Genomic DNA, 21,389 nt, shown 5'->3' with positions numbered 1-21,389 from the left:
CAAGCAAGAAAGGTGTATGGTTTAAAAAGTAAAATTAAACTTTTATTTCATGTACACAAATGAGCAAATGATATATCTGATGTAAAATAATGAAAATGCTCATATTCATTTAGTCATTTAGAAATTAAATATTTTTTTATCGATACACAACTCTTCAAATCTTTTCTAACATTTATGGAAATTGGTCTGGTCGAGGTCAAAAAACCAAATGGCGCCAATTGAAGACAATTGGCGCCATTTTTTAGATATATCCTATTATAAATAAGATAACTTTGAGTCATTTTTTTTTAGAATCACCCTAAATAATCCGGATTTATTTGAGCAAGGTCATTGAACCTGCAGTTTTAACTTTTCGGAAGATACTTCTTCAGATTTTCATCTATGTAATAAGATGTATTATTTTTTTCATCATTAACCAAAAAGTAAAATTTCAGTTTTTTCCTGTCTTCTATAGTAAATTTATCGCTTACATTGGTTTCTGCAGTATAATTAACTGCTTCAATTTTTAAGTTTTTTTGCGGTTTGATAAGCCAGCTCATCGTGGTGAAATCTATTACCCCGCTGAACTCATCATTTGATTCAACCCCATATCCGTAATAATTAATATCGATGGAATGTTCTGTATCAATATAATTGAATGAGCCGTTTGTCTGAGTCCTGCTGTTACTAATAATCTCATTTACCAGTTTTTTCTCTCCGTCCATATTAATAAAACCTTCTTCTCCAGCCGTAGTTTTATATTTGAACCAGATTACATCATTTTCCAGCCTGATCATTTTTAAACTCGAATAGTCAAACTGGAGGTTCTTTAAAGCATCACCATCAGAATTAATAACTGCATACTGCTTATTTATTTCTGCAATAGCAAAATATTCATTCTTATACTTAAATAAAGCAGGACAATATGAATATATATTGGAGTAGTTATATATTTTATTACCAGCCGCATAAAAACCTTTTGCATATTCTTTACTGATAGCAGCTTCATCTCTGTACTGCGATCCAAAAAGCTGCCAATTCTGATAGTCTACTTTTATATCTTTCGTTTGAGAATTTATTTCGAAATAGATGACATTGTTGTAATTACCTTTTAAATTGGGCTTAGCAAAATCAAGTTCATAATACGACGGCTTAAGCATTATTTTCTTAGTTTTTGCATGAACATATCCTGTTCCTTCTTCTGTTTTAAAAGGAATTAAATTTTTGAAATCTTTAATCTGGATTCCCGCAAAGTCAGCTGTTATGATACTTTTTATGCTGTCAGCATACTTATCTTGACAAAATGCCGAATTGATAATAAAAAAAAAGCACAGAAGTAATAATCTAATCATAAAAATTGTTTTTTAGTTATACGCTTTTGTTATCTGTCTTTTTTAGCCGAATGGGCTTTTAAACAGCGCATCATACTAAATAAAAGAAGCAGTGAAATAACGTTTGGTTAGGTAAAAATTATGTTTTTGCGAATATAAATAATTAATCATTTCAAGTATTACGGGTTTCCTCATTACAGTAAAACGGCAGTATTGACTTTCCATACTTTATCCTCTTTTGAATGTCACCAACGCATCTGACACATTACCAAAAAAATCAAAGATTAAAAGTTATCGATTCTCTCAATTAAAATTTAATTTTCTTTCATCTATTGACTTATTACTAGATAATTTTATATTTTTTATTTTTTATTTATTCTAAATAAGAATAGTGTATAATTCTAAGTAAATTCTATGAAGCTCAAAGTAGTATTGCTCTTTCTATTATCGTCGACATTTTTAATGGCACTAAAACGATTAAAAGTTTTCATAAATAAGAACTCAAAACAAATGATCCACGATTCAGAACATTTCATTCTTTAATGAGTTGAGTATTTTACAGATTTGAGTACTTAAAGAAAATAATATCTTTGAATATATCTAATCTGTTTTAACTTTTATGTTTTAAGGTTCAGTTTCTTTTCTTTTCTATTTTTCATGGCGCTAACCTGTTTTGGCCAGCCTTCTTTTGAAACCTTGAGAAAGGATCTTGAGCAGAAAATGATACACTGTCATTTTTAAGGAAGCTTTAAATCTTATTAATAAAAATGGCGCGGTATATAACAGTTAAGCCTAAATTGAACTGGATATTATGAAAATGAAAATCCTCACTGAAGTGGGGATTTATGACGAAGCTTTCAAACTTTCTCAAAATCTAGTCGTCAATTCTAAAACCACTGCAGAACAAAAACTTAAGATTCATGTTGAAACCGCTAAACAGAAGGGTTAAACTTGAAATAATTGATTAAACTATCCGGAGTTTTTAATTTGCTTAACTAATCCTATTTGACTTTGTATTAAATCGCAATTTAATGCGCCCTGTTTGTTGGAGATTGAAAACGAGAAAGAGGTTATTTCTTTATGCATCAAAAGATTAGTCTGTCAAACAGTTACTGCTTCGAAAAAAAATTAAAATTGAAGATGATCAACTTGGGGAAAGTGCATTACATTTTATACATTTGCAATTATTTAAATTAAGTCTAAATAAGAAATAATGAGATTTTCTACTTCCCTGCTGATGGTGTTTATTACTGTCGGTTCACTTTCTGCACAAGTTTCGAATACAAGTAATGAAAATAAAAATAACAAAAGTCAGGACAGCATCATACCAGATAAAAACTCAGCTGATAACGAATTAAAAGAAATTGTAGTTTCAGCCTCAAGAAAGGCAGAGATTTTAGATGAAGTACCATCTTCAGTTACACTTTTATCTAAAAAACAAATTCAGCAGCAACTAAGTATAAGTTCTAATTTAAGTGATATTTTAGGTGCTACAGTTCCAGGTTTGGGTTTTACCACAAATAGAACTCAAAATTTAGGACAGACACTGCGCGGCCGACGTGTATTGGTAATGATTGACGGTATACCACAGTCGACACCTCTGCGCGATGGAGCCAAAGATATGCGTTCTCTGGATCCATCTGTTTTAGATCGCGTAGAAGTCATTAAAGGGGCAACTGCTATTTATGGTAATGGCGCAGATGGCGGATTAATTAATTATATTACTAAAAAACCAAATCCGGATAAAAAAATAAGCGGTACAACAGAAGCTGGAACGGCTTTTTCTCTTATTAAGCCGAAAGAAACAGCCGGTTTTTTTGTATCCCAGTTATTCACCGGCAAACTAAACAAGTTTGATTATGTGGTAAGCGGACGTTATGAGGAAACTGGGCTTTACCGTGATGCCAAAGGACGTGTGCTTTCACCAGAATATGGAATGAATGATCTTAAAAACTGGAATGCTTTTGCAAAAATTGGATACGATTTCAATTCAAATAATCGTTTGGAATTGATGTATAACTATTTTGAAAGCACCCAACATACCGATTACATAGCAAAAGCCGGAGTTTACGGTAATTTTGATTCACCAACTATTGGAGTAAAAGGACAGCGTCCCGGAGAACCTGAAGGAACACCATATAATCACAATGCAAGTTTAAGCTATACGGGAGAAAATTTTATAGGGAAAACAGATGTAAATGCTACACTGTATTTTCAAGATTATCTTACGCTGATTAATTACAGTGACTTCTTTGAAAATAATGGACAGCCTGCCACACAAAGCAAAAAGCTGGGTTTTCGTTTAAATTTAAACAGCCCTTATGAATTGAGTTCTCTTGTTTCCGGTAATATAACTTATGGACTGGATATTCTTTCAGATATAACGGATACTCATCTAACTGACGGCAGACTGGTAATTCCTGAAATGAAGATGAACAATCTGGCACCGTATTTCCAGATTAAAAATATGTTTGGTCCTGACTTAGTTTTAAAAACAGGTTTAAGACTTGAAAATGTAAATATTGATGTACCAGATTATACTACCATCGGTATTCGTAATTATGTAAACGGAACTTATGTAGGCGGCGGTGTTGCTGTAAACGGCGGAGCATTGGATTTTAATGCACTTATGTTTAACGCCGGACTGCGTTATACAAAATGGAATTTATTTAAGCCTTTTGTAAGTTTTTCTCAAAGTTTCAGCGTGGCAGATTTAGGTTTGGTTCTTCGTGCTGCTAAAGAAAATACCGTAAACAATACTTCAATAAAAGCTGTTACAGCTAATAATTATGAATTTGGATTCTCTGGAGCTTTTGAAAAACTTTCTTATGAAGGAGCTGTTTATTACAGTACTTCCAAATTAGGAGCTTCTTATGTATACGTTGACGGCAATCCGCAGATTTCTCGTTCACCTGAAAAAATTTATGGTTTCGAACTCTCCGCAAAATACCGTCTTCACTCAAAAGTTGATATTGGAGCCAACTATTCTTTTACCGAAGGAAAACGAGAACTTGCCACCCAAAAAGTATATTTAGGAGGAGATCGTATCAATCCGCCAAAAATAACGGCTTTTACAACTTTCAGGCCACTGGAAGACTGGGCAATCTTTTTACAAATGATCAGTACCACAGGAAGAGACAGATTCCAGCCTGTTAATGGAGCTTATACTTATGGAACCGGTCCTATAAAATCTTTTACAGCTTTTAATCTTTCTTCGAGTTATACTTTCAAAGAAAAAAGCACTATTCGTTTCGGTATAGAAAACTTATTCAACAAAGATTATTATACTGTAATTTCTCAATGGCAGTCGAATAATATGAATTATGTGAAAGAAAATGGTACACGATTAACGGTTAGTTTTGCACAGTCATTCTAAGTATTTCTAATGTTCATTTCTGGCCTTAATCTGCTCTTAATTGTTCTAAATACGGCAGAACCACAAATTAGCAATAAGAAAAACTTTATGTAGAAATTTCCCCTGTCGAGCTTAGTAAATAAAAATCCCATTTCGTTAGAAATGGGATTTTTATTATACATCATTGTTGCTATTAACGTTTGTTACCAATTATTTATCTTTTGCGATTTTTCAAGAATTTGTTTTAAAAGCGAATTGAAGTGATTGTTTAATCCATTGTAGGCATCTTCTAAAACAAGTTTTTCATTTTTATCATAAATAGCAACTCTATCGTTCTTGCCTTTTACAAGTTTTAGAGTAGTCCAGCCACTGCTGCTCCAGCCACCAGAAGGTTTGTAAGTTCCTTCATACCATCGTCTGCATTCAAAAGTAGGACTGTTAATCCTAATTTTACCGTCTTTAAAAAGAAAGGATAATGTATAAGACAGGTCATATTTATAATTTACTTTTCCAAAACCTCCAGCGCTATGCCTTACAGGCAGAGCATTTTCTTCATACGCTGTAAAACTAATACTTTCCCCTTCCACTACATTAAGTCCTTTTTGTGGATTGCTGTACATCGAATTAATGGCATTTAGTACATTCTTGTATAAATCTTTTTGTTTTACGTTTGACACATTCATTACTGTAAAATCGCTATTGTCATTTGATACAAAGCCTTGCGGAGTTAGTTTAAAATATTGAGCGAAGCTTAGCTGTGTGACAAGCAGAAATATGGTAATAATGAGTATTTTTTTTATGTTCATAATTTGTACAAATTTTCAAGGCTATTAAATGCAGCATTATCTGCTGTTTGATTCAAACAAATTTACTCTGGGCCACTACGAAAAACAATACCTGATTTCATGGTTATTTGATGTAAATTTCTCCTCTTTTTTTGTATTATTTTAGGTCATATTGCAACATTTATTCCTCGCTATAATTAGTGCATCCAATTATACAGCTTACCTCATTTCAACAACATCCTCTCCGTAATTGTTTTATTTGAAGAAGCATCAATTCCGGTAACTTCGGCATACTTTACATTGGGTAACCAAAAAGAACCTCCTTCAATGCGCACAAATATTTTTTCCACCTGTATTCTTTTCTGATTTACACTTACAAAAACGTGATATTTTTGATCTGAATCTATCTTTTTCAAGGTCAGGGACAATTTTTTATACGATACAAATTTAAGCTCAAACTCCTCATTATTTACCGTTTTACTTTCTATTCCGTATGCAAATTTGCGTTGTATATAACTAAAATCTTTTTTGTCTCCTTTCTCAGCATATCGAATCCAATAGGCTTTTATAGGATCGCTTTTGTTTATTTTTCCATTTTCATCGTAGTTTATGGCATAAATAGCCGTGTTTATATTGGGATCACGCTGAATGTAAAATAACATATTATCTATATTCTTGGGCGTTGGAAAATGTAATGGCGATGGATTTTTGGATTGTGCCAATAGATTTCCGGAAATTATATTTACTAAGATCGTTATAACGATTAGTGATTTTGTAAAATATTTAATTGGTTTATTCATGACGAAATGTTTATAAGAAATGTTTGGTGTGATTATTTTAAACACATAGAAACATAGGTTTAGAACGCTTAAAAAAGGCGTTTCACTTGTTTAAAACAAACAGAGTTGGTTATGTGTTAGAATTAGTTTCTACAAAGTTTGTGATCTCGATCCCGTCCCGAAGTTTCGGGACACTAATTTGATTCGACTACATTCTGTTTCTCTTTTGCCTTAAAAACCCAATATTTAATTAGCGGGTAATTAAATCCATACGAAACAAAACTATCCGTGATTAATCTTCCGATTCTATAATCGATTTGAAATACCTTTTGCAAAACAAGTGTACCAAATGATTTTAAGGAAATACTTCCCAATACAATCAACGCAAATTTAAAAAGCTGGCTATTGATGGGACTACTGTAACCAGATTGATTTTTAAATACCCAAAATCTGTTGATGCTGAAATTGATAATGGCGCCAACGGTTCCGGAGATAAGAATAGAAAAGGTAAAATGCAGTTTAAATACTTCTGTTAATAGAATCATTAAACTGTAATCGGTAATACCGCCTAAAAATGCCGCCACTTGCGCTTGTAGAAAAGTCAAAACAGATTTTTTACTGAACATATCAGTTTTGGTTTTTGTCTTTTAAATCGCCCAGTTTTAAAAGTTTTACGCTGTCAACAATATTGATTATAAGCAATATAACAGTGATTAAACCCGCCAAATAGGCAATTGATCCCTGAAATAAAACTTCTAAAATTAAAATTAACGCAATAATAAACCGAAGTTCGGTTGGGCCGACAAAGCCGGAATCTATACTGTATTCGTTTGTAATTTTGTAGCGCAACTGGCTGATGATGATAGACCAGCCATACAATGCGACAAAAGCAAAGGCTACTATTTGTGTGCCGTTTTCAGCATATATGTAGTAGCCAAAGCCTATAAGTACAATACCAATCCAATCGGCAATGATATCGAGTGCAAAACCATACCAGCGGCGTGGAATATTTCTATAATAAGCCAATCTTCCGTCTAAAGAATCGCCTAACCAATTTATAGCCAGCCCGATAATACCTAAAAGCAAATACCAATTTGCTGCATAAGTTCCTAAAACAAAAGCTAAAAAAACCAATCCCGAACCAAATGTCCCTATTAAAGTGAGCAAGTTTGGCGAAATGAATTCAGGCACCTTTGGCAGCAAAAATACAATCGTTGACTGCTCTGCTCTTTTTAAAATATTAGTTCGTTTACGGTCAGAAAATGTTCTTTGTACAATTGCACTATGACCTTCAACTTGTCTTTCTTTTTCCATTAATAGCGCAATATTTGTAAACCAGATAGTATAACCAATTCTAGTTTTGCAATTTTTAATTTTACCTTTCTATGCGTATTTTTTAAAAAATAGGTGGTACTTTTTAGCTTACCTGATCTAACCAGATAACTAAATGCAATAATAATAAGCATATTATTTAACAATACCCGCAAAACGTTGATAGAAAACCGTTGGGCTGTTCTCATTTTTGGGAGCATATTTTCCTGCGATAATCGGGATATAAATGACCCTTCTTCTACTCTCTTCGCCACGGATAGATGATTGCGCAACTCTGTGCCACAAACGACCATCGTGAATGGTTAAATCTCCTGCTTCCGGATTGATAGAAACTTCCTGTGGATCAGGGTTATTATCTAAAAAGTATTTTTTACGGAAAAGCATTTGGTAAATACTTTGCTTATGTGTTCCCGGAATGATTTTAAGACCGCCGTTTTCGGGTTTTAAAGTACTTAAGTGAATGCCTACATTGAGCATTGGGTTTAATTTTCCACCATAAAAAATGTCTCTCAAACCATCTGTATGCCAGCCCATCTTAGTAAACTTACTTTCTGGTCCATTGATATAATGATTGAAAACCATTCCGTCTTTTTCTTCGGTTCCTAATCTTGCGCCATCACCTGCCAATGGCAATAAACCATTAAATCTTGGATCCAATAAAAGACCGCTTAAGGTTTGATGATGTTGATTGATAAAAGCAAAACGCTGTACAATTGGAGACCCATCTAAATCTTTTCCGTATTTAATTGGAACACCATTAACTTTTTGAAGGTCATTGTCTATCCATTTTTGCTCCACTTGTTTGGAAGCATCAATGATGGATGAAACAGTTTCCGGATTTATAAATTTTTTGAAATGGATAAAGCCAAATTCGTTAAAAAAAGCAATTTGCTCATCAGTTAATTGATTAGTAAGGGTAAAGGTTTTATAAGAAGATACCATGATAATATAGATTTAATAAATGAAATAATAATGTTTGAATTTTATCTAAAGATTAGCGAAAGCAACAACAGCAACAACACATTCGCATGTTTGTGTGCATTCGACCTTTAGGAAAATTAAACGTATTTCTTTTATTTGACATACTCTATAGAATTAGTAGATATTAAAACAAATGTAATATAAATTCTCTTTCGCAAAGAATATTTTTTTATTTTTTTTGAAAAAAAATTTAAACTTTATAAATTCCAGCGGCAGTTTTTTCGATAAATCCCTTTGGTAGTATACGGTTGGCATAAACCGAAATGATATTTGTAAAACCCGGAATAACTTCTGATTTTTTGCTGAACATGGCTTTTACTGCCATTTTTGCCACTTCATCTGGCTGCATATTAAACTTTTCAGCCATTTTATTTAGAGCATTTAAACCCGCTCTTGCTGCAAAACCAGTATCAACCGGACCCGGACTAAAACAGGTTACGGAAATTGAAGTTGGGGCAAGTTCGAAACGCAGGGCACGCGTAAACGATAAAACAAACGCCTTTGTAGCCGAATAAACAGCCAGCGTTGGTACTGCCTGATAAGCAGCCGTACTCGATATATTTAAAATGTAAGCTTGTTTTTCCTGCAAAAGTATCGGTACTAATAAATGTGAAAGTTCTACCACTACATTCATGTTAAGCTGCATCATGCCAAGCTGATCGGTTAGAGAAGACTGACTAAAATCGCCCCAAACGCCGTAGCCGGCATTGTTAACTAAAATGCCAACAGGATAATTATTCGTTTTTACCCAATCGGTTACTATTTGCGATGCATCGTTTATCGAAAGATCAATTGATAAAACAGCAGTACTAATACCGTATTTAGCCTGAAGATCCTCAGATAGCACTTTTAATTCCTCTTCACTTCTTGCAACGAGCAATAGCGGATAACCCTGCTTAGCCAATTCAGAAGCAATAGATTTTCCAATTCCTTTGCTGGCGCCGGTTATTAAGGCATACGGTTTCGTTTTTTCGCTCATCTACTTAATTTTATCATCAAATATAAAGATTAATTGTAAACCGTTGGGTGAATTTATCCCCTACCATTACCTAAATCCTTCTTTATTTATACAACGAATATAAGTATCTGAGCCAATGCTTAATATGATAACAATTATTTACTATATAATTTAACAGCATGTATGGTATTATCATAGTTGACAGATTCAAAACTAATTATTAAATTAAAAAGGTAATATCTGCCAAAGTCATTTAAAAAAAACACTACAAAAACACTACTAACTCTAATTAATAGTATATTTTTTAAAATAAAATCTAATAGTGTTTTTCATTATCTAGGATAATGCATAAAAAATGTGATTATTCACATAGGAATATAATTACAAAATCTGTTACTTCGAACTCTAACATTTTTTCATAAAAAATCAAGTGCACGTGATAAAGCTTGAAAAATTGTTTAATCCTATTTATTAACAATAAACAAACAAAAACATGAAAAAGAATCAGAAATTAAAAATTAGTAAGGAAACTGTTCAATCAGTTTTAAATAAAAAAGACATGAAGTCAATACAAGGAGGATATGCATTCTCATTGATTAATGGATGTTCACATAGTCTTTGCGTATCAGGCAGATGTGACGGTATCGGCTTTACATTAGGGCCTAATATGTGTTGTTAAAAATTTGGGCTGCATCTGGAAAGGTGCAGCTTACATTATAATTTAGAGTAACATTTACTAAATACATTTTCAAAAATATGTCTGACGAATTTTTAAAAGAATTACAAAATATTAAAAAGGCTAAATTTAAAAACTCTCTTACTGATGAACCAATGTTATCTATAATTGAGAAAATAGATAAACATTATGACGAAGAACAATGCAGTTCTCTGAGAGATATTATCAAAGCACAAAAATTAATTATTTTATATTCTAAAGCATCCGATTTTGAGCAGGCTCTTGAAATAATAGAAGTATCGAAAACTATTCTGAGTTTTTTAAAAAATGAATCATTAATTTTAGGGAAAATCTTCCTATATCCTTCATTTGCTTATTATTATAAAAAAACAAAAAATTATAGTTTATCTAAAAGATATATAAATCATACTGTGAAGTTTGATGATTTGCTATCTGCAAAGTTCCGTGTTTTGCATATACATAAAATTCATCATGTAATTAATCTTCATCAATTGCACCTGGAAAAAAAGGAGTATAAAAAATGTGCAGAATTATTTGCAGATATTTTTGTTTATTCTAACGACCTTATTCTTCCATCCAAGTATGGAAAATCAGGAAGTTCTCTTTTCAGAGGGCAACTTGCAAAAAATGAACTTCTAACTATAGTTGATAATTTTAGTTCAAGTTATTTTATGTGTATTTGGAAGTATCCTGAAGTAGAAAGATATTTTTTGAAAAATAAAAAAATAAAAGAGATTTTAAGAGCAAGTAATGCAAAAAGTAAAAGATTACAAGCGTTAATAGAATTCAATACTGTACAGACTTTATTTATACAGAAACAAGTCAATTTCAACCTTATACTTAATTTCTTTAAAACATATACGCATTATTATTTCGACATATATAAACTACTCATTCTTAAAAACTTACATTCAATATCGAAAAAGCAGACAACCAAAAATGAAATTTTATCTATTATAGAAAAAAAATTAAATTTTAAAGAACCGGGGGTTATTATTGATAAAATTATATTTTCTCAAGCTTAATTATGAATAAATTTTTAATTAGAACACCACATTTTTCAATTGATTTTATAAATACATTTTATAGAAGTGAAGACCCTAGCCAATATATATATAACTTATTTCAAAAAAATACCATTTTTAGAGAAGCGATATATTTAAATTCACTTGTTCTTTACAATCAAGCAATAAAATATTCGCAGGAGAATACTTTACAGTATACTAAAAAAGGAGAAAAGATTGCTAATTCGCTTATACGCTACTTTTTGAGAATGTCTTACAGAGCAACTCCATTTGGTTTATCGGCAGGAATTTCTATAGGTTATTATAAGGAAAATCCAAAAGAAAATATTCAAATTAATTACAAAAAAAGAAGTGTAAAAATTGATAGCGAAGTTCTCTCTAATATACTTACAGAACTAAATACAGATCCTATTGTAAAAGATTCACTTACTTATTACTGTAATAATACTCTGTATGCTAAAAACAATAAATATCGATATTTTGAAAAAAAAGATCTTGTAAACAGCTTTGACTTTGCATTGACCAAAGTGGATCAAAATGATTTTCTGGATGAAATCCTGGAATTAAGCAAAAAAGGAATAAACCTAAATGATATCCGGTTAGTATTAAAAAAAGATGATGACATCGAAGATAATGACATTGAAGATTTCATAAATGAATTAATTGATTCTCAACTTATTGTTGGTGATCTTCAATATGATATTCTAACAAGTAATTTTCAAAATAAGTTAATTCAGCAATTAGAATCTCTGCAACATAATAATAGCCAAATCCTAAATAAAATCTTTACGCTTTTAAAAAAGGTAGAAAAACTATGTAATGAATTAGCAAATTTACCTCTAGATTCATTACAAGGTCTTACAATTATTACTGAAATAGATTCCTTATTACAAAATTACTGTCCTAAAGAGAAAACAGCCCTGCAGATTGATTTAATCCAGAGCACAGAATTTAATTTACCCAGTTCCATAAAAGAAAGCATTAAAAGAAAAATAAATGTTTTCAATAAAATAAATTCCCAGATTTCTGTAAATACTAAATTAAAAGATTTTAAAGACGAATTTCTTAACAGGTATGGCAATACTCCCATGCCTCTATTGGAAGTTTTAGATGTTGAAATCGGGATTGGATATCCTGTTAATTTGACTGTAAGAGCTAAGTCGAGCCTTCTCGAGGACATCATAATAGAAACGAAATCAGTACCTAATGACTATAAACTTAGTAGATGGGATGAATTTTTATTAGATAAATACGAACTATATCTAAAGAATAATACTGGCACAATTACCTTAAAAACTTCTGATTTCGATTTTATAAAACCCTTGGAACATAAACCATCACATAGTATTCTTTTCTCCGGACAGCTGCACCGCAAGGATGATGATAATCATGATTTTTTTATTAGTGGTTTAAAAAAGGGAACTGCACAATTTACAGCAGGTAGATTTGCGTATAATAACATAGAAATTGAAAAATATATGTCTGATATTGCATTTTATGAGAAAAATCAATTATCAGATCAGGAAGTTTATGGCGAAATAAGGCATTTCTCTCAACCAAGATTAGGCAACATTTCACAAAGGCCAAACCATTACGACTATTACATTCCAATTTATGATCAGAATAATAAACAAACTGACGTGGAGCTTTCACTTGATGATTTATATTTATTTATAGAAAATGGAAATATTATTCTTTATTCATACAAGTTAAATAAAAGGATAATACCAAAACTAAGCTGTGCACAGAACACTACCCTCCTCACCTGCTCTATTTATAATTTTTTGGGAGAAATAGTAGATGATCATTATGTCCGCTTCTGGAATTGGGGTTTTCTGAAAAATAAGCCTCATTTACCCAGAGTACAACTCGAAGAATTTATATTATCAAAAGAAAGATGGATGATAGACCCAGCCACTGTCTTTGCAAAATCAGGGAGTGTTTCTGTTTTAAAAAACTATATATTTTCAAATCGTATTTTAAGATACGTAACCTTAAGTACTGGAGGAGATAATTTTATTCCATTAGACTTAAACACCAAAATTGGTGTTGATTTTCTTTATGAAGAACTTACTAAAGGTAAAATCATCACATTAGAAGAGTCTATTAATCTCAATCACGAAAATTCATTGATTCAAAATCAATATGGAAGGTCAACACATGAAATTCATGTTCCAATATTACCGGTAATAACTCAATTAAAGAAACAAAAAAAGGATAACGATCATATAAGACAAATCATAAAGGAAAATAAAACTATTAACCATACTAAGGTCTTTCCAAGCCAGCAGGCATTATACTTTAAAATTTACATCAAAAACGAACAAGCAGATTCAATAATCCTTGAAAAATTAAATTTAATTCTGTCAGAACTTTCTGCAATAAAAGCATTTGATCATTTCTTTTTTATCAGATACAAGGATCCGGGATATCACTTTAGGATAAGATTTTTTTCTGACAAGCTAAATTTAGAGTCTATTTTAAACAGTCTGAATGAGGGTTTTCAGGAAGAAATAAACTCTTTTATCATTGATAAAATTCAAATTGATACTTATGAAAGAGAAATAGAAAGATATGGAGGAAAGACAGGTATGATCTTATCTGAAAAGATTTTCTATTACGACTCTATTTGTGTTTTGAATGTATTATTATGGATCGAAAAAAATGATATGGAAACGCAAAAATGGATAATTGCAATGCAAGGAGTGCATCATTTATTAGATGACTTCTCTACGAATTTAAATGAGAAAATAACAATACTGGAGCAATTGAGAGATTATTATTATGGTATGATATCAAATAGATCTCAGGTAAATAAAAAAGTGTCAGCATTCTTTCAGGAAAAGAAAAAAAACATTGAAATTCTGATGGATAAACAAACTTTTAAGCATCATTTTTTTGACTTCTTTGAAATTCGTTCTTTCAAAAACAACAGTGTAATTGCTGAAATTAATGAGGCAAAAATAAGATATGACACGGAAAATTATATCCACATGTTTCTTAATCGTTTTTTTGAATCTGATCAAAATCAACAAGAAATTATAATTTATGATTTACTCATTAGATATTATAAAATAATAAAATTAAAAAAACATAACAATGAATAAATCTCTCTTTTTTATACTGCTTTTGACCTGCAAAGCTTTTACTCAAACGGCAATTATAAAAGGAAAAACAGTAGATGCTAAGACTGGAGAATATGTCTCTTTTACGAATATCGGAATACAAAATGAAAGTATAGGAACTGTTTCAAATGAGAACGGAGACTTTATTTTAAAGATATACTCTAATATAGATGTTAATAAAGAAGTAATCTTCTCCCATTTAGGTTATGCAGATCGTATAATAACTCTTAAAGCCCTTTTGGAAAAAAAAGAAGAAACAATTAAACTTGAAAGCATTGTAAACCAGCTCGCAGAAGTAAAAGTTAGCCTCAAAAAACCAAAGCCTAAAAAAATTGGCAGAACCGCAAAAGGTTTGGGAATGATGCATCGAAATTATTATTCTGTAACAGAAAAAGAAATTGACGATAGGCTGAGTAAAGAAATTGGAATGAAACTAAGTATAAAAAAAGATTGTTCTATAGAAGATCTAAATTTTAATATTAGTACAAATGATTTCAAAGATCTAAAGTTTAGGGTGAATTTTTATTCCATCAAAAATAATCTTCCAGATACTTTGCTTGTTCAAAAAGAGATCATTTTAGAAATTAAAGACGGATATCTGGGTTGGTTTAAGTTTGATTTAAAGCAATTTGATATATCAATAGACAAAGAGAATGAAAATATTGCCGTAACACTCCAGTGGATACATAGTCAGAAAATGGATAACAAAAAGGGGCTTTTTTCAATTTCGGCTGGAGTTTCTCCTCTAAGTACCAGTTTTTATCGCAGTAAAGTATTAGATGTTTGGAAAAAAGATGATACAAATCTTAGTTTGTATTTAAATGCAATGTGTAATTAGTTTTTTTATATGCTAGAAAAAATATATCCGCAAGCACCAGAAATAACAGATGTTTTACTGGAGCAAATGATTGACAACATTATAGTAAGTATTCCAACTGCAGACCATACATTGATTCATGGCAAACCAGGAATTTTAATAGCACTGTCATATTATTATAAATTCAATTTGAATCCTGCAAATAGAGAAAAGATAGAAAATGCGATAGAAGACTGTCTAAACTATATTCTATTAGATATTGAAACAAAACATTTGGACCCAACACTGGCTTTTGGGCTTTCCGGAATTAGTTATGCTTTTCAGACTTCTTATGATCTGGGGCAGGAAAGCAAAATTGATAAAGAATGGTTTAAAGATCTGAACCGTTTAATAGCAGGCAGTTTAGAATATTTTGTAAATGATAAGGAATATGATTATCTAAGAGGAGCATCCGGAATTGCTACTTATCTATTACATTTTTATCCCAAAGAAAAACATTTGTCTCACTACATTGAAGGATTATACAATCAGGCGGTTTGGACAGATGATAAGTGCTGCCACTGGGTCTTTTATTCTTTCAATGAAAACGGTAATACATTTGAATATCTGGAAAATAAGATTAATCTCGGTCTGGCGCATGGAATGTCTGGCATTATAAGTATACTGGCTGAATTTTACAGAAAAAAAATAGCTGTAGAAAAATGTTATATGATGATCGAAGGAGCTGTTAACTTTTTAAAGAAAAATTATAATGATACCGGAATCTCTCAATTCCCCGGAATATGGGATCAGAATGAACAATTTCAAAAAGTAAGCCGTTTAGGTTGGTGCTATGGTGATACCGCATTGGGATTAGCAATAGTAAAGGCTGGAAAATATTGCTCTAATGATCAATGGACGTCTTTTGGTGAGAAGATCTGCTTAAAATCGGCTACAAGAGATGCAAATAATGCTTTACTGGACGAACATGGAATTTGTCACGGCTACTTCGGGACTATGCACCTATTTAATAGATTATCCGAAACACTCGAGAATGTTATTTATAAAGAACGAAAAGAATACTGGTTTACAGAAGGAATGCTGAAAAGAGACTTTGATCTTGATTCGACAGGTGTTTATCAGACAGTAATAGAAAAAAATGGAAATATAGAAAAATTTACAACTACTGGAGTTTTACAGGGATTATCTGGTGTTTTACTTTGTCTCCTTTCCTATAAAAACAAATTTGCTTATCCATGGGACAAATTTTTACTTATCAATATTGAAAAGCAGTAGAAATTTAACTTCTATAACTTAAAGTTTAATTCAATAAAAAAACATAACATCAATACCCTTACATGAAAGTAAAAAAGGTATGTTTTTGTTTTATCCATTTTTTTGTTTTTACAGCTTCTGATAGTATTTAATTCAGGAAGCTACAGAGGCAAAGTCTCATAGATGAGTCGCTTAATTATATCATTTTAAATTGCATTTATGAAAAAAATTGCTTTAGTAAATTGTTACATGGGAAAATTTCCCTGGTTTTTTAAATTTTTTATAAAATCCTGCGAATTTAACCCAACTGTTGATTTCTTTATTTTTACTGATAATCAATTAGATTATAAAATTCCACAAAACGTTAAAATTATCCCCTTCACCTTGTCTGATTTTAATGCTTTGGCAAGTGAAAAGTTAAACATTAAAATTGAAGTGACTAAACCATACAAACTCTGTGACTTTAAACCCGCATTTGGTGTCATATTTTCATCTTATTTAAAGGAATATGACTTTTGGGGAATCACAGACATCGATGTAATTTATGGAAGAATCAGAGAGTTTATGACTGATGAACTTCTTGATGAATATGACACTATATGTGTTAGACATGATTTTATAACTGCCTGCTGTATGCTCTTTCGTAACTCTGAATATGTAAACACTTTATTTAAAAAAAGTAAAGACTATCAGATGATTTTTACTAGTGAAAAAAACTTTGCATTTGATGAATCCAATTTCGAACAATCAGCCATTATTGAAAAAGAAGACATTTTTAAAATTGAGTGCGAAATCGAAAGCATGCAGCATATTATTCTTAATGAAGACAGAGAGGGAAGATTAAAAGCACATTTTGATTTTTTAATATGTGAAGGGACAGCGGGCGAATTATTGTGGGAGAATGGACTTTTTAGTTATAAAGGAAAACTTGAGATAATGCTTTATCATCTCCTTAATTACAAAGGGAATATATTCTCAAACAATACAATGAAATGGGATCAGATTCCGGATACTTTTTATTTGGACAAATACGATTATCGCGCTAACAATTCCTTTTTAATGCAAGCTAAATCAATGTATGATGATAATATCAGACCTAAAATTTGGAATTTCCTAAAAAGATGTGATGCTTTTATTTCTTTAAAATTGTTTAAAAAGACTGTCAATTGTATTGAAGAAGGTGAATACTTGTACTACCTAAGTAAAATAAAAATTATAGTTACTAAAAAATCATCAACAGGTGAAAATTATTTAAAATTTCAAAATTCGGATTATTCTCTATTGTATCAATTTACTTTCAGTAAAAAATACTTTTTTGCCGAAAATCTACCTTTTATTTTTAGATTAGAAGACAAAAAGGATGGCAGTCATTCCAGGTTCAATTTAATTTCAACTGTTGGTTACGGTAATATTTACAGTAAACTAAAAAAATAAGCCATTCTTTTGAAAAACTTTCCAAATTATATACAAACTGACTATAAAGATTGCGGGCCTACGTGTTTAAAGATCATTTCAAAGCACTATGGAAAGACAATGAATATTCAGCAGCTGAGAGATATCAGCGAAACAACCCGTGAAGGAAGCAACTTATTGTTTTTGAGCGATGCTGCTGAGAGCATCGGGTTTAGAACATTAGGATTAAAATTAAATTCAGAAAAACTAAATGAAGTTCCTCTTCCTTGTATTCTGCACTGGAACCAGAATCATTATGTCGTACTATACAAAATAAAAAATAACGCCTATTATATTTCAGACCCGGCATTTGGTTTAATAGAATATAATCTAAAAGATTTTTTAAAATTTTGGATTGGTAATAATGCAGATAAGCAGACACCAGAAGGCGTAGCATTGATAATTGAAGCTACTCCAAAGTTTTTTCAATCTGATATTGATAAAGAAGATAATAAGGGCTTGGGTTTTGGGCTCCTTTCGAAGTATATTATTCGCTATAAATCTTTTTTACTCCAATTAAGCATTGGGCTTCTGGCCAGCAGTTTATTACAATTAATTTTTCCTTTTCTAACCCAAAGTATTGTTGATATTGGAATTCAGAATCAAAACATACATTTTATTTATTTAATACTCTTTGCGCAATTGTTTTTATTTGCAGGAAGAACTGGTTTAGAGCTCATCAGAAGTTGGATATTATTACATCTTTCTACCAGGATAAACATTTCATTAATTTCTGATTTCTTTATTAAATTAATGAATTTACCTATTTCTTTTTTCGATGTTCGAATGACTGGAGACATTATGCAGCGTATAAATGATCACCGTAGAATAGAACGTCTCTTGACTACATCCTCACTTAATGTATTGTTTTCAATAACAAATATGATAATAATGGGAGGTGTATTGGCATATTTTAATCTTCAGATATTTTTTGTGTTTTTTATAGGAAGCGTCTTTTATTTTGGATGGATTACCTTATTTCTAAAAAGACGTGAAACGCTGGACTACAAACGTTTCTCGGAAGTTTCACAGGAACAAAGCAAAGTTATGGAACTTATAAATGGAATGCAGGAAATAAAACTTCATAATGCAGAAAAACAAAAACGTTGGGGATGGGAATATGTGCAGGCAAGACTTTTTAGGGTTTCGATAAAAGGTTTGATTCTCGAACAAACACAAAGTATAGGATCTTCTGTTATTAATGAGCTGAAGAATATTTTCATCATATTCTTATCGGCGAAATTAGTCATTGACGGCTCGATAACCTTGGGGATGATGCTTGCAATCAGTTCTATAGTAGGAAGTCTAAATGGTCCAATTGCCCAAATTATCGAATTTGTACGTGAACTTCAGGATGCAAAAATATCCCTGGCGAGATTATCTGAAATACATGACAAAGAAGATGAAATACAGCAGCAAACTAATCAAACAGATGAGGTTCCTTATAATTCAAATATTGAAATAAAAAAGCTTTCATACCGATATTTAGGATCGGATACTCCAGTTCTAAATGATTTAAGTTTAATAATTCCTGCAAACAAAGTAACGGCAATAGTTGGAGTAAGTGGTAGTGGAAAAACGACGCTCATGAAAATATTACTTAAATTTTATGAGCCGGAAAAAGGAGAAATCAGCATTGGTAATTTACAACTTCATAATATTTCGCAAAAAGCTTGGCGCTCTAATATTGGAGCCGTAATGCAGGAAGGTTTTATTTTTAACGATACTATTGCCAATAATATTGCTATAGGGGTAGATAAAATAGATAAGAATCGGCTGGCTTATGCAGCCGATGTGGCCAATATTAAAGACTACATAACTAGTCTTCCGCTGAGCTATAATACAAAAATTGGTGCCGAAGGAACCGGAATGAGTACGGGACAGAAACAGAGACTGCTTATTGCTCGAGCCGTTTATAAAGATCCGGAAATACTTTTCTTTGATGAAGCTACCTCCGCATTAGATGCTAATAATGAAAAAGAAATTATGCAAAAGCTTGATCTTTTTTTTACGAATAAAACTGTAGTTGTTATTGCTCATCGTTTGAGTACGGTAATGAATGCAGATCAAATTGTAGTTCTGGATAAAGGGAAAATTATTGAAATAGGATCACACTCGGCATTAGTAGAACAGAAGGGAAATTATTTCGAGCTGGTTAGAAATCAATTACAACTAGGAAATTAAATATGACAAAAGATAATGCAACATTTGAATTAAGAAGTGAAGAGGTTCAGGACATTCTTACCAAAGTGCCCCATTGGATGATCAGATGGGGAACTGTTTTGATTTTTATCATCATTACAATGTTATTTATTGCATCCTGGTTTATAAAATATCCAGATGTAGTAAATTCTGAGATTGTAATTACAACTCATATTCCGCCTGAAAAAATTGTCTCAAAATCATCTGGGAGAATTGAAGCAATTTTGATAAAAAACAAAAGTCAAGTATCAAAGAACAGTACTCTTGCAATTATAGAAAACACAGCTGATTACAGAGACGTTTTTTTATTAAAAAGTAAAATTGACGATTATAATATCAACGCCTCAAAGAAAGAATTTCCTTTTGAATTATTGAGTAATATGCAATTGGGCGAGATCGAAAGTGCTTTTGCAGTTTTTAAAAAGGATTATCAGGCTGAACAGTTGAATAAAACTTTACATCCTTTCGAAATTGAAAATAAGGCACAATATTCCGAAATGATTCAAATAAAGGAAAGACTGGATATACTTCAACAGCAGAAAGAGATTAATCAAAGAGAGTTAGAGCTACAAAAAAAAGAGGTTTCCCGTTTTGAAACTTTACACGATAAAGGCATTATTTCAGATCAGGAAATAGAGACTAAAAACCTAAATCTATTACAGGCAGAGAAAAATTACCGAAGCCTTTTATCCTCAATTTCTCAATTAAAGTCTTCTTTGGTAAACAATTCAAAATTGCGTCAAAATTTAGAAATAAATAATACTAAAGACAAAGTTAATTTGAAGACTGGTGTATTGCAATCATTTTATAACTTGAAAAAGGTAATAAAAGACTGGGAACTTACTTATACACTAAAATCTTCGGTAAGTGGCGTCGTGACTTTTTTACAGGTGTGGACAGAAAATCAAACTATAAATTCCGGAGATAATGTTTTCTCAATTATTCCAGACGCAAAAAATAGTTTTATTGGTAAAGTAAAAGCACCGGCATTAAATTCAGGAAAGATAAAAATAGGCCAGGTCGTCAATATAAGATTAGACAATTTTCCGGATAGAGAATTTGGAATTTTAAAAGGAGAAATTAAAAACATATCATTAGTACCTGATAAAGATGCTAATCTACTTATCGATATTTCTCTTCCAGATGGACTAACTACTTCTTACAAAAAAAAGATTGCCTTTCAACAGGAAATGAAAGGAACTGCTCAGATTGTCACTGAAGATTTACGTTTACTTGAAAGAGTTTTATATCAGTTCAAAAGCATTTTCGAGCAGTTTTAAAATCACAAATGACTTATTCTCAATAAACAGTATTAAA

Annotated in this window: 16 protein-coding genes; 9 read left to right on the top strand and 7 right to left on the bottom strand. The window is 31.4% G+C overall.

Annotation, left to right across the window (positions count from 1 at the left end; translation table 11 throughout):
- Positions 1–344: 344 nt before the first annotated feature.
- Positions 345–1,331 (bottom strand): hypothetical protein, encoded by a 987-nt coding sequence (locus BKM63_RS16465; protein WP_071637677.1) that lies wholly within the window; start codon positions 1,329–1,331, stop codon positions 345–347.
- 796 nt (positions 1,332–2,127) lie between these two features.
- Between BKM63_RS16465 and BKM63_RS24050 the strand changes: the two genes are divergently transcribed.
- Together BKM63_RS24050 and BKM63_RS16460 are read left to right on the top strand one after the other, a co-directional pair.
- The gene (locus tag BKM63_RS24050) at positions 2,128–2,259 is read left to right on the top strand and encodes a hypothetical protein (protein WP_278248024.1); all 132 of its coding nucleotides are present in this window, start codon (positions 2,128–2,130) and stop codon (positions 2,257–2,259) included.
- Between the two features lie 264 nt (positions 2,260–2,523).
- Positions 2,524–4,686 (top strand): TonB-dependent receptor, encoded by a 2,163-nt coding sequence (locus BKM63_RS16460; protein ID WP_207539271.1) that lies wholly within the window; start codon positions 2,524–2,526, stop codon positions 4,684–4,686.
- A gap of 182 nt (positions 4,687–4,868) precedes the next feature.
- Here the strand turns inward: BKM63_RS16460 and BKM63_RS16455 are convergent, their stop codons facing one another.
- The 6 genes from BKM63_RS16455 to BKM63_RS16430 form a co-directional block, all read right to left on the bottom strand.
- Positions 4,869–5,471 carry a hypothetical protein gene (locus BKM63_RS16455; protein ID WP_071637676.1) on the bottom strand — a complete coding sequence of 201 codons (603 nt, stop codon included), beginning with the start codon at positions 5,469–5,471 and terminating at the stop codon, positions 4,869–4,871.
- A gap of 203 nt (positions 5,472–5,674) precedes the next feature.
- Entirely contained in the window at positions 5,675–6,250 is a 576-nt protein-coding gene (locus BKM63_RS16450) for a DUF4833 domain-containing protein (RefSeq protein WP_071637675.1), read from the bottom strand.
- A 173-nt stretch (positions 6,251–6,423) separates the two neighbouring features.
- A complete protein-coding gene (locus BKM63_RS16445) occupies positions 6,424–6,855 on the bottom strand; it encodes a GtrA family protein (RefSeq protein ID WP_071637674.1) in 432 nt (143 codons plus the stop codon).
- Between the two features lies 1 nt (position 6,856).
- Complete coding sequence (locus BKM63_RS16440; RefSeq protein WP_071637673.1) at positions 6,857–7,543, bottom strand: CDP-alcohol phosphatidyltransferase family protein; 687 nt, start codon at positions 7,541–7,543, stop codon at positions 6,857–6,859.
- Positions 7,544–7,696: 153 nt separating this feature from the next.
- Complete coding sequence (locus tag BKM63_RS16435) at positions 7,697–8,503, bottom strand: phytanoyl-CoA dioxygenase family protein (protein ID WP_071637672.1); 807 nt, start codon at positions 8,501–8,503, stop codon at positions 7,697–7,699.
- Positions 8,504–8,732: 229 nt separating this feature from the next.
- Positions 8,733–9,521, bottom strand: a complete 789-nt coding sequence (locus BKM63_RS16430) for an SDR family NAD(P)-dependent oxidoreductase (protein WP_071637671.1) — start codon at positions 9,519–9,521, stop codon at positions 8,733–8,735.
- A gap of 735 nt (positions 9,522–10,256) precedes the next feature.
- On the opposite strand from BKM63_RS16430, the gene BKM63_RS16425 reads away from it, so the two are divergent.
- From BKM63_RS16425 to BKM63_RS16395, 7 genes are all read left to right on the top strand, one after another.
- Positions 10,257–11,222 (top strand): hypothetical protein, encoded by a 966-nt coding sequence (locus tag BKM63_RS16425; protein WP_071637670.1) that lies wholly within the window; start codon positions 10,257–10,259, stop codon positions 11,220–11,222.
- 2 nt (positions 11,223–11,224) lie between these two features.
- The gene (locus BKM63_RS16420; protein WP_071637669.1) at positions 11,225–14,329 is read left to right on the top strand and encodes a lantibiotic dehydratase; all 3,105 of its coding nucleotides are present in this window, start codon (positions 11,225–11,227) and stop codon (positions 14,327–14,329) included.
- The gene (locus BKM63_RS16415; RefSeq protein WP_071637668.1) at positions 14,322–15,185 is read left to right on the top strand and encodes a carboxypeptidase-like regulatory domain-containing protein; all 864 of its coding nucleotides are present in this window, start codon (positions 14,322–14,324) and stop codon (positions 15,183–15,185) included. The genes BKM63_RS16420 and BKM63_RS16415 overlap by 8 nt, the downstream gene beginning before the upstream one ends.
- 9 nt (positions 15,186–15,194) lie before the next feature.
- Positions 15,195–16,439 carry a lanthionine synthetase C family protein gene (locus BKM63_RS16410; RefSeq protein WP_071637667.1) on the top strand — a complete coding sequence of 415 codons (1,245 nt, stop codon included), beginning with the start codon at positions 15,195–15,197 and terminating at the stop codon, positions 16,437–16,439.
- A 198-nt stretch (positions 16,440–16,637) separates the two neighbouring features.
- Entirely contained in the window at positions 16,638–17,852 is a 1,215-nt protein-coding gene (locus BKM63_RS16405) for a DUF6625 family protein (protein ID WP_071637666.1), read from the top strand.
- 9 nt (positions 17,853–17,861) lie between these two features.
- Positions 17,862–20,054 carry a peptidase domain-containing ABC transporter gene (locus tag BKM63_RS16400; protein WP_071637665.1) on the top strand — a complete coding sequence of 731 codons (2,193 nt, stop codon included), beginning with the start codon at positions 17,862–17,864 and terminating at the stop codon, positions 20,052–20,054.
- Positions 20,055–20,056: 2 nt separating this feature from the next.
- A complete protein-coding gene (locus tag BKM63_RS16395) occupies positions 20,057–21,352 on the top strand; it encodes an HlyD family secretion protein (RefSeq protein WP_071637664.1) in 1,296 nt (431 codons plus the stop codon).
- Positions 21,353–21,389 lie beyond the last annotated feature (37 nt).

This window comes from Flavobacterium johnsoniae (genome assembly GCF_001879205.1).
Taxonomy (GTDB): domain Bacteria; phylum Bacteroidota; class Bacteroidia; order Flavobacteriales; family Flavobacteriaceae; genus Flavobacterium; species Flavobacterium johnsoniae_A.
The sequence above is the reverse complement of the archived record's forward strand: the minus strand, read 5'-3'. Positions and strand labels throughout refer to the sequence as shown.

Bases quoted from the DNA above. Each gene is read 5' to 3' on its own strand.
- BKM63_RS16395 (WP_071637664.1), top strand. From the start codon at position 20,057: ATGACAAAAGATAATGCAACATTTGAATTAAGAAGTGAAGAGGTTCAG.
- BKM63_RS16410 (WP_071637667.1), top strand. From the start codon at position 15,195: ATGCTAGAAAAAATATATCCGCAAGCACCAGAAATAACAGATGTTTTA.
- BKM63_RS16460 (WP_207539271.1), top strand. From the start codon at position 2,524: ATGAGATTTTCTACTTCCCTGCTGATGGTGTTTATTACTGTCGGTTCA.
- BKM63_RS16415 (WP_071637668.1), top strand. From the start codon at position 14,322: ATGAATAAATCTCTCTTTTTTATACTGCTTTTGACCTGCAAAGCTTTT.
- BKM63_RS16440 (WP_071637673.1), bottom strand. From the start codon at position 7,543: ATGGAAAAAGAAAGACAAGTTGAAGGTCATAGTGCAATTGTACAAAGA.
- BKM63_RS16430 (WP_071637671.1), bottom strand. From the start codon at position 9,521: ATGAGCGAAAAAACGAAACCGTATGCCTTAATAACCGGCGCCAGCAAA.
- BKM63_RS16405 (WP_071637666.1), top strand. From the start codon at position 16,638: ATGAAAAAAATTGCTTTAGTAAATTGTTACATGGGAAAATTTCCCTGG.
- BKM63_RS16425 (WP_071637670.1), top strand. From the start codon at position 10,257: ATGTCTGACGAATTTTTAAAAGAATTACAAAATATTAAAAAGGCTAAA.
- BKM63_RS24050 (WP_278248024.1), top strand. From the start codon at position 2,128: ATGAAAATCCTCACTGAAGTGGGGATTTATGACGAAGCTTTCAAACTT.
- BKM63_RS16420 (WP_071637669.1), top strand. From the start codon at position 11,225: ATGAATAAATTTTTAATTAGAACACCACATTTTTCAATTGATTTTATA.
- BKM63_RS16445 (WP_071637674.1), bottom strand. From the start codon at position 6,855: ATGTTCAGTAAAAAATCTGTTTTGACTTTTCTACAAGCGCAAGTGGCG.
- BKM63_RS16435 (WP_071637672.1), bottom strand. From the start codon at position 8,503: ATGGTATCTTCTTATAAAACCTTTACCCTTACTAATCAATTAACTGAT.
- BKM63_RS16465 (WP_071637677.1), bottom strand. From the start codon at position 1,331: ATGATTAGATTATTACTTCTGTGCTTTTTTTTTATTATCAATTCGGCA.
- BKM63_RS16455 (WP_071637676.1), bottom strand. From the start codon at position 5,471: ATGAACATAAAAAAAATACTCATTATTACCATATTTCTGCTTGTCACA.
- BKM63_RS16450 (WP_071637675.1), bottom strand. From the start codon at position 6,250: ATGAATAAACCAATTAAATATTTTACAAAATCACTAATCGTTATAACG.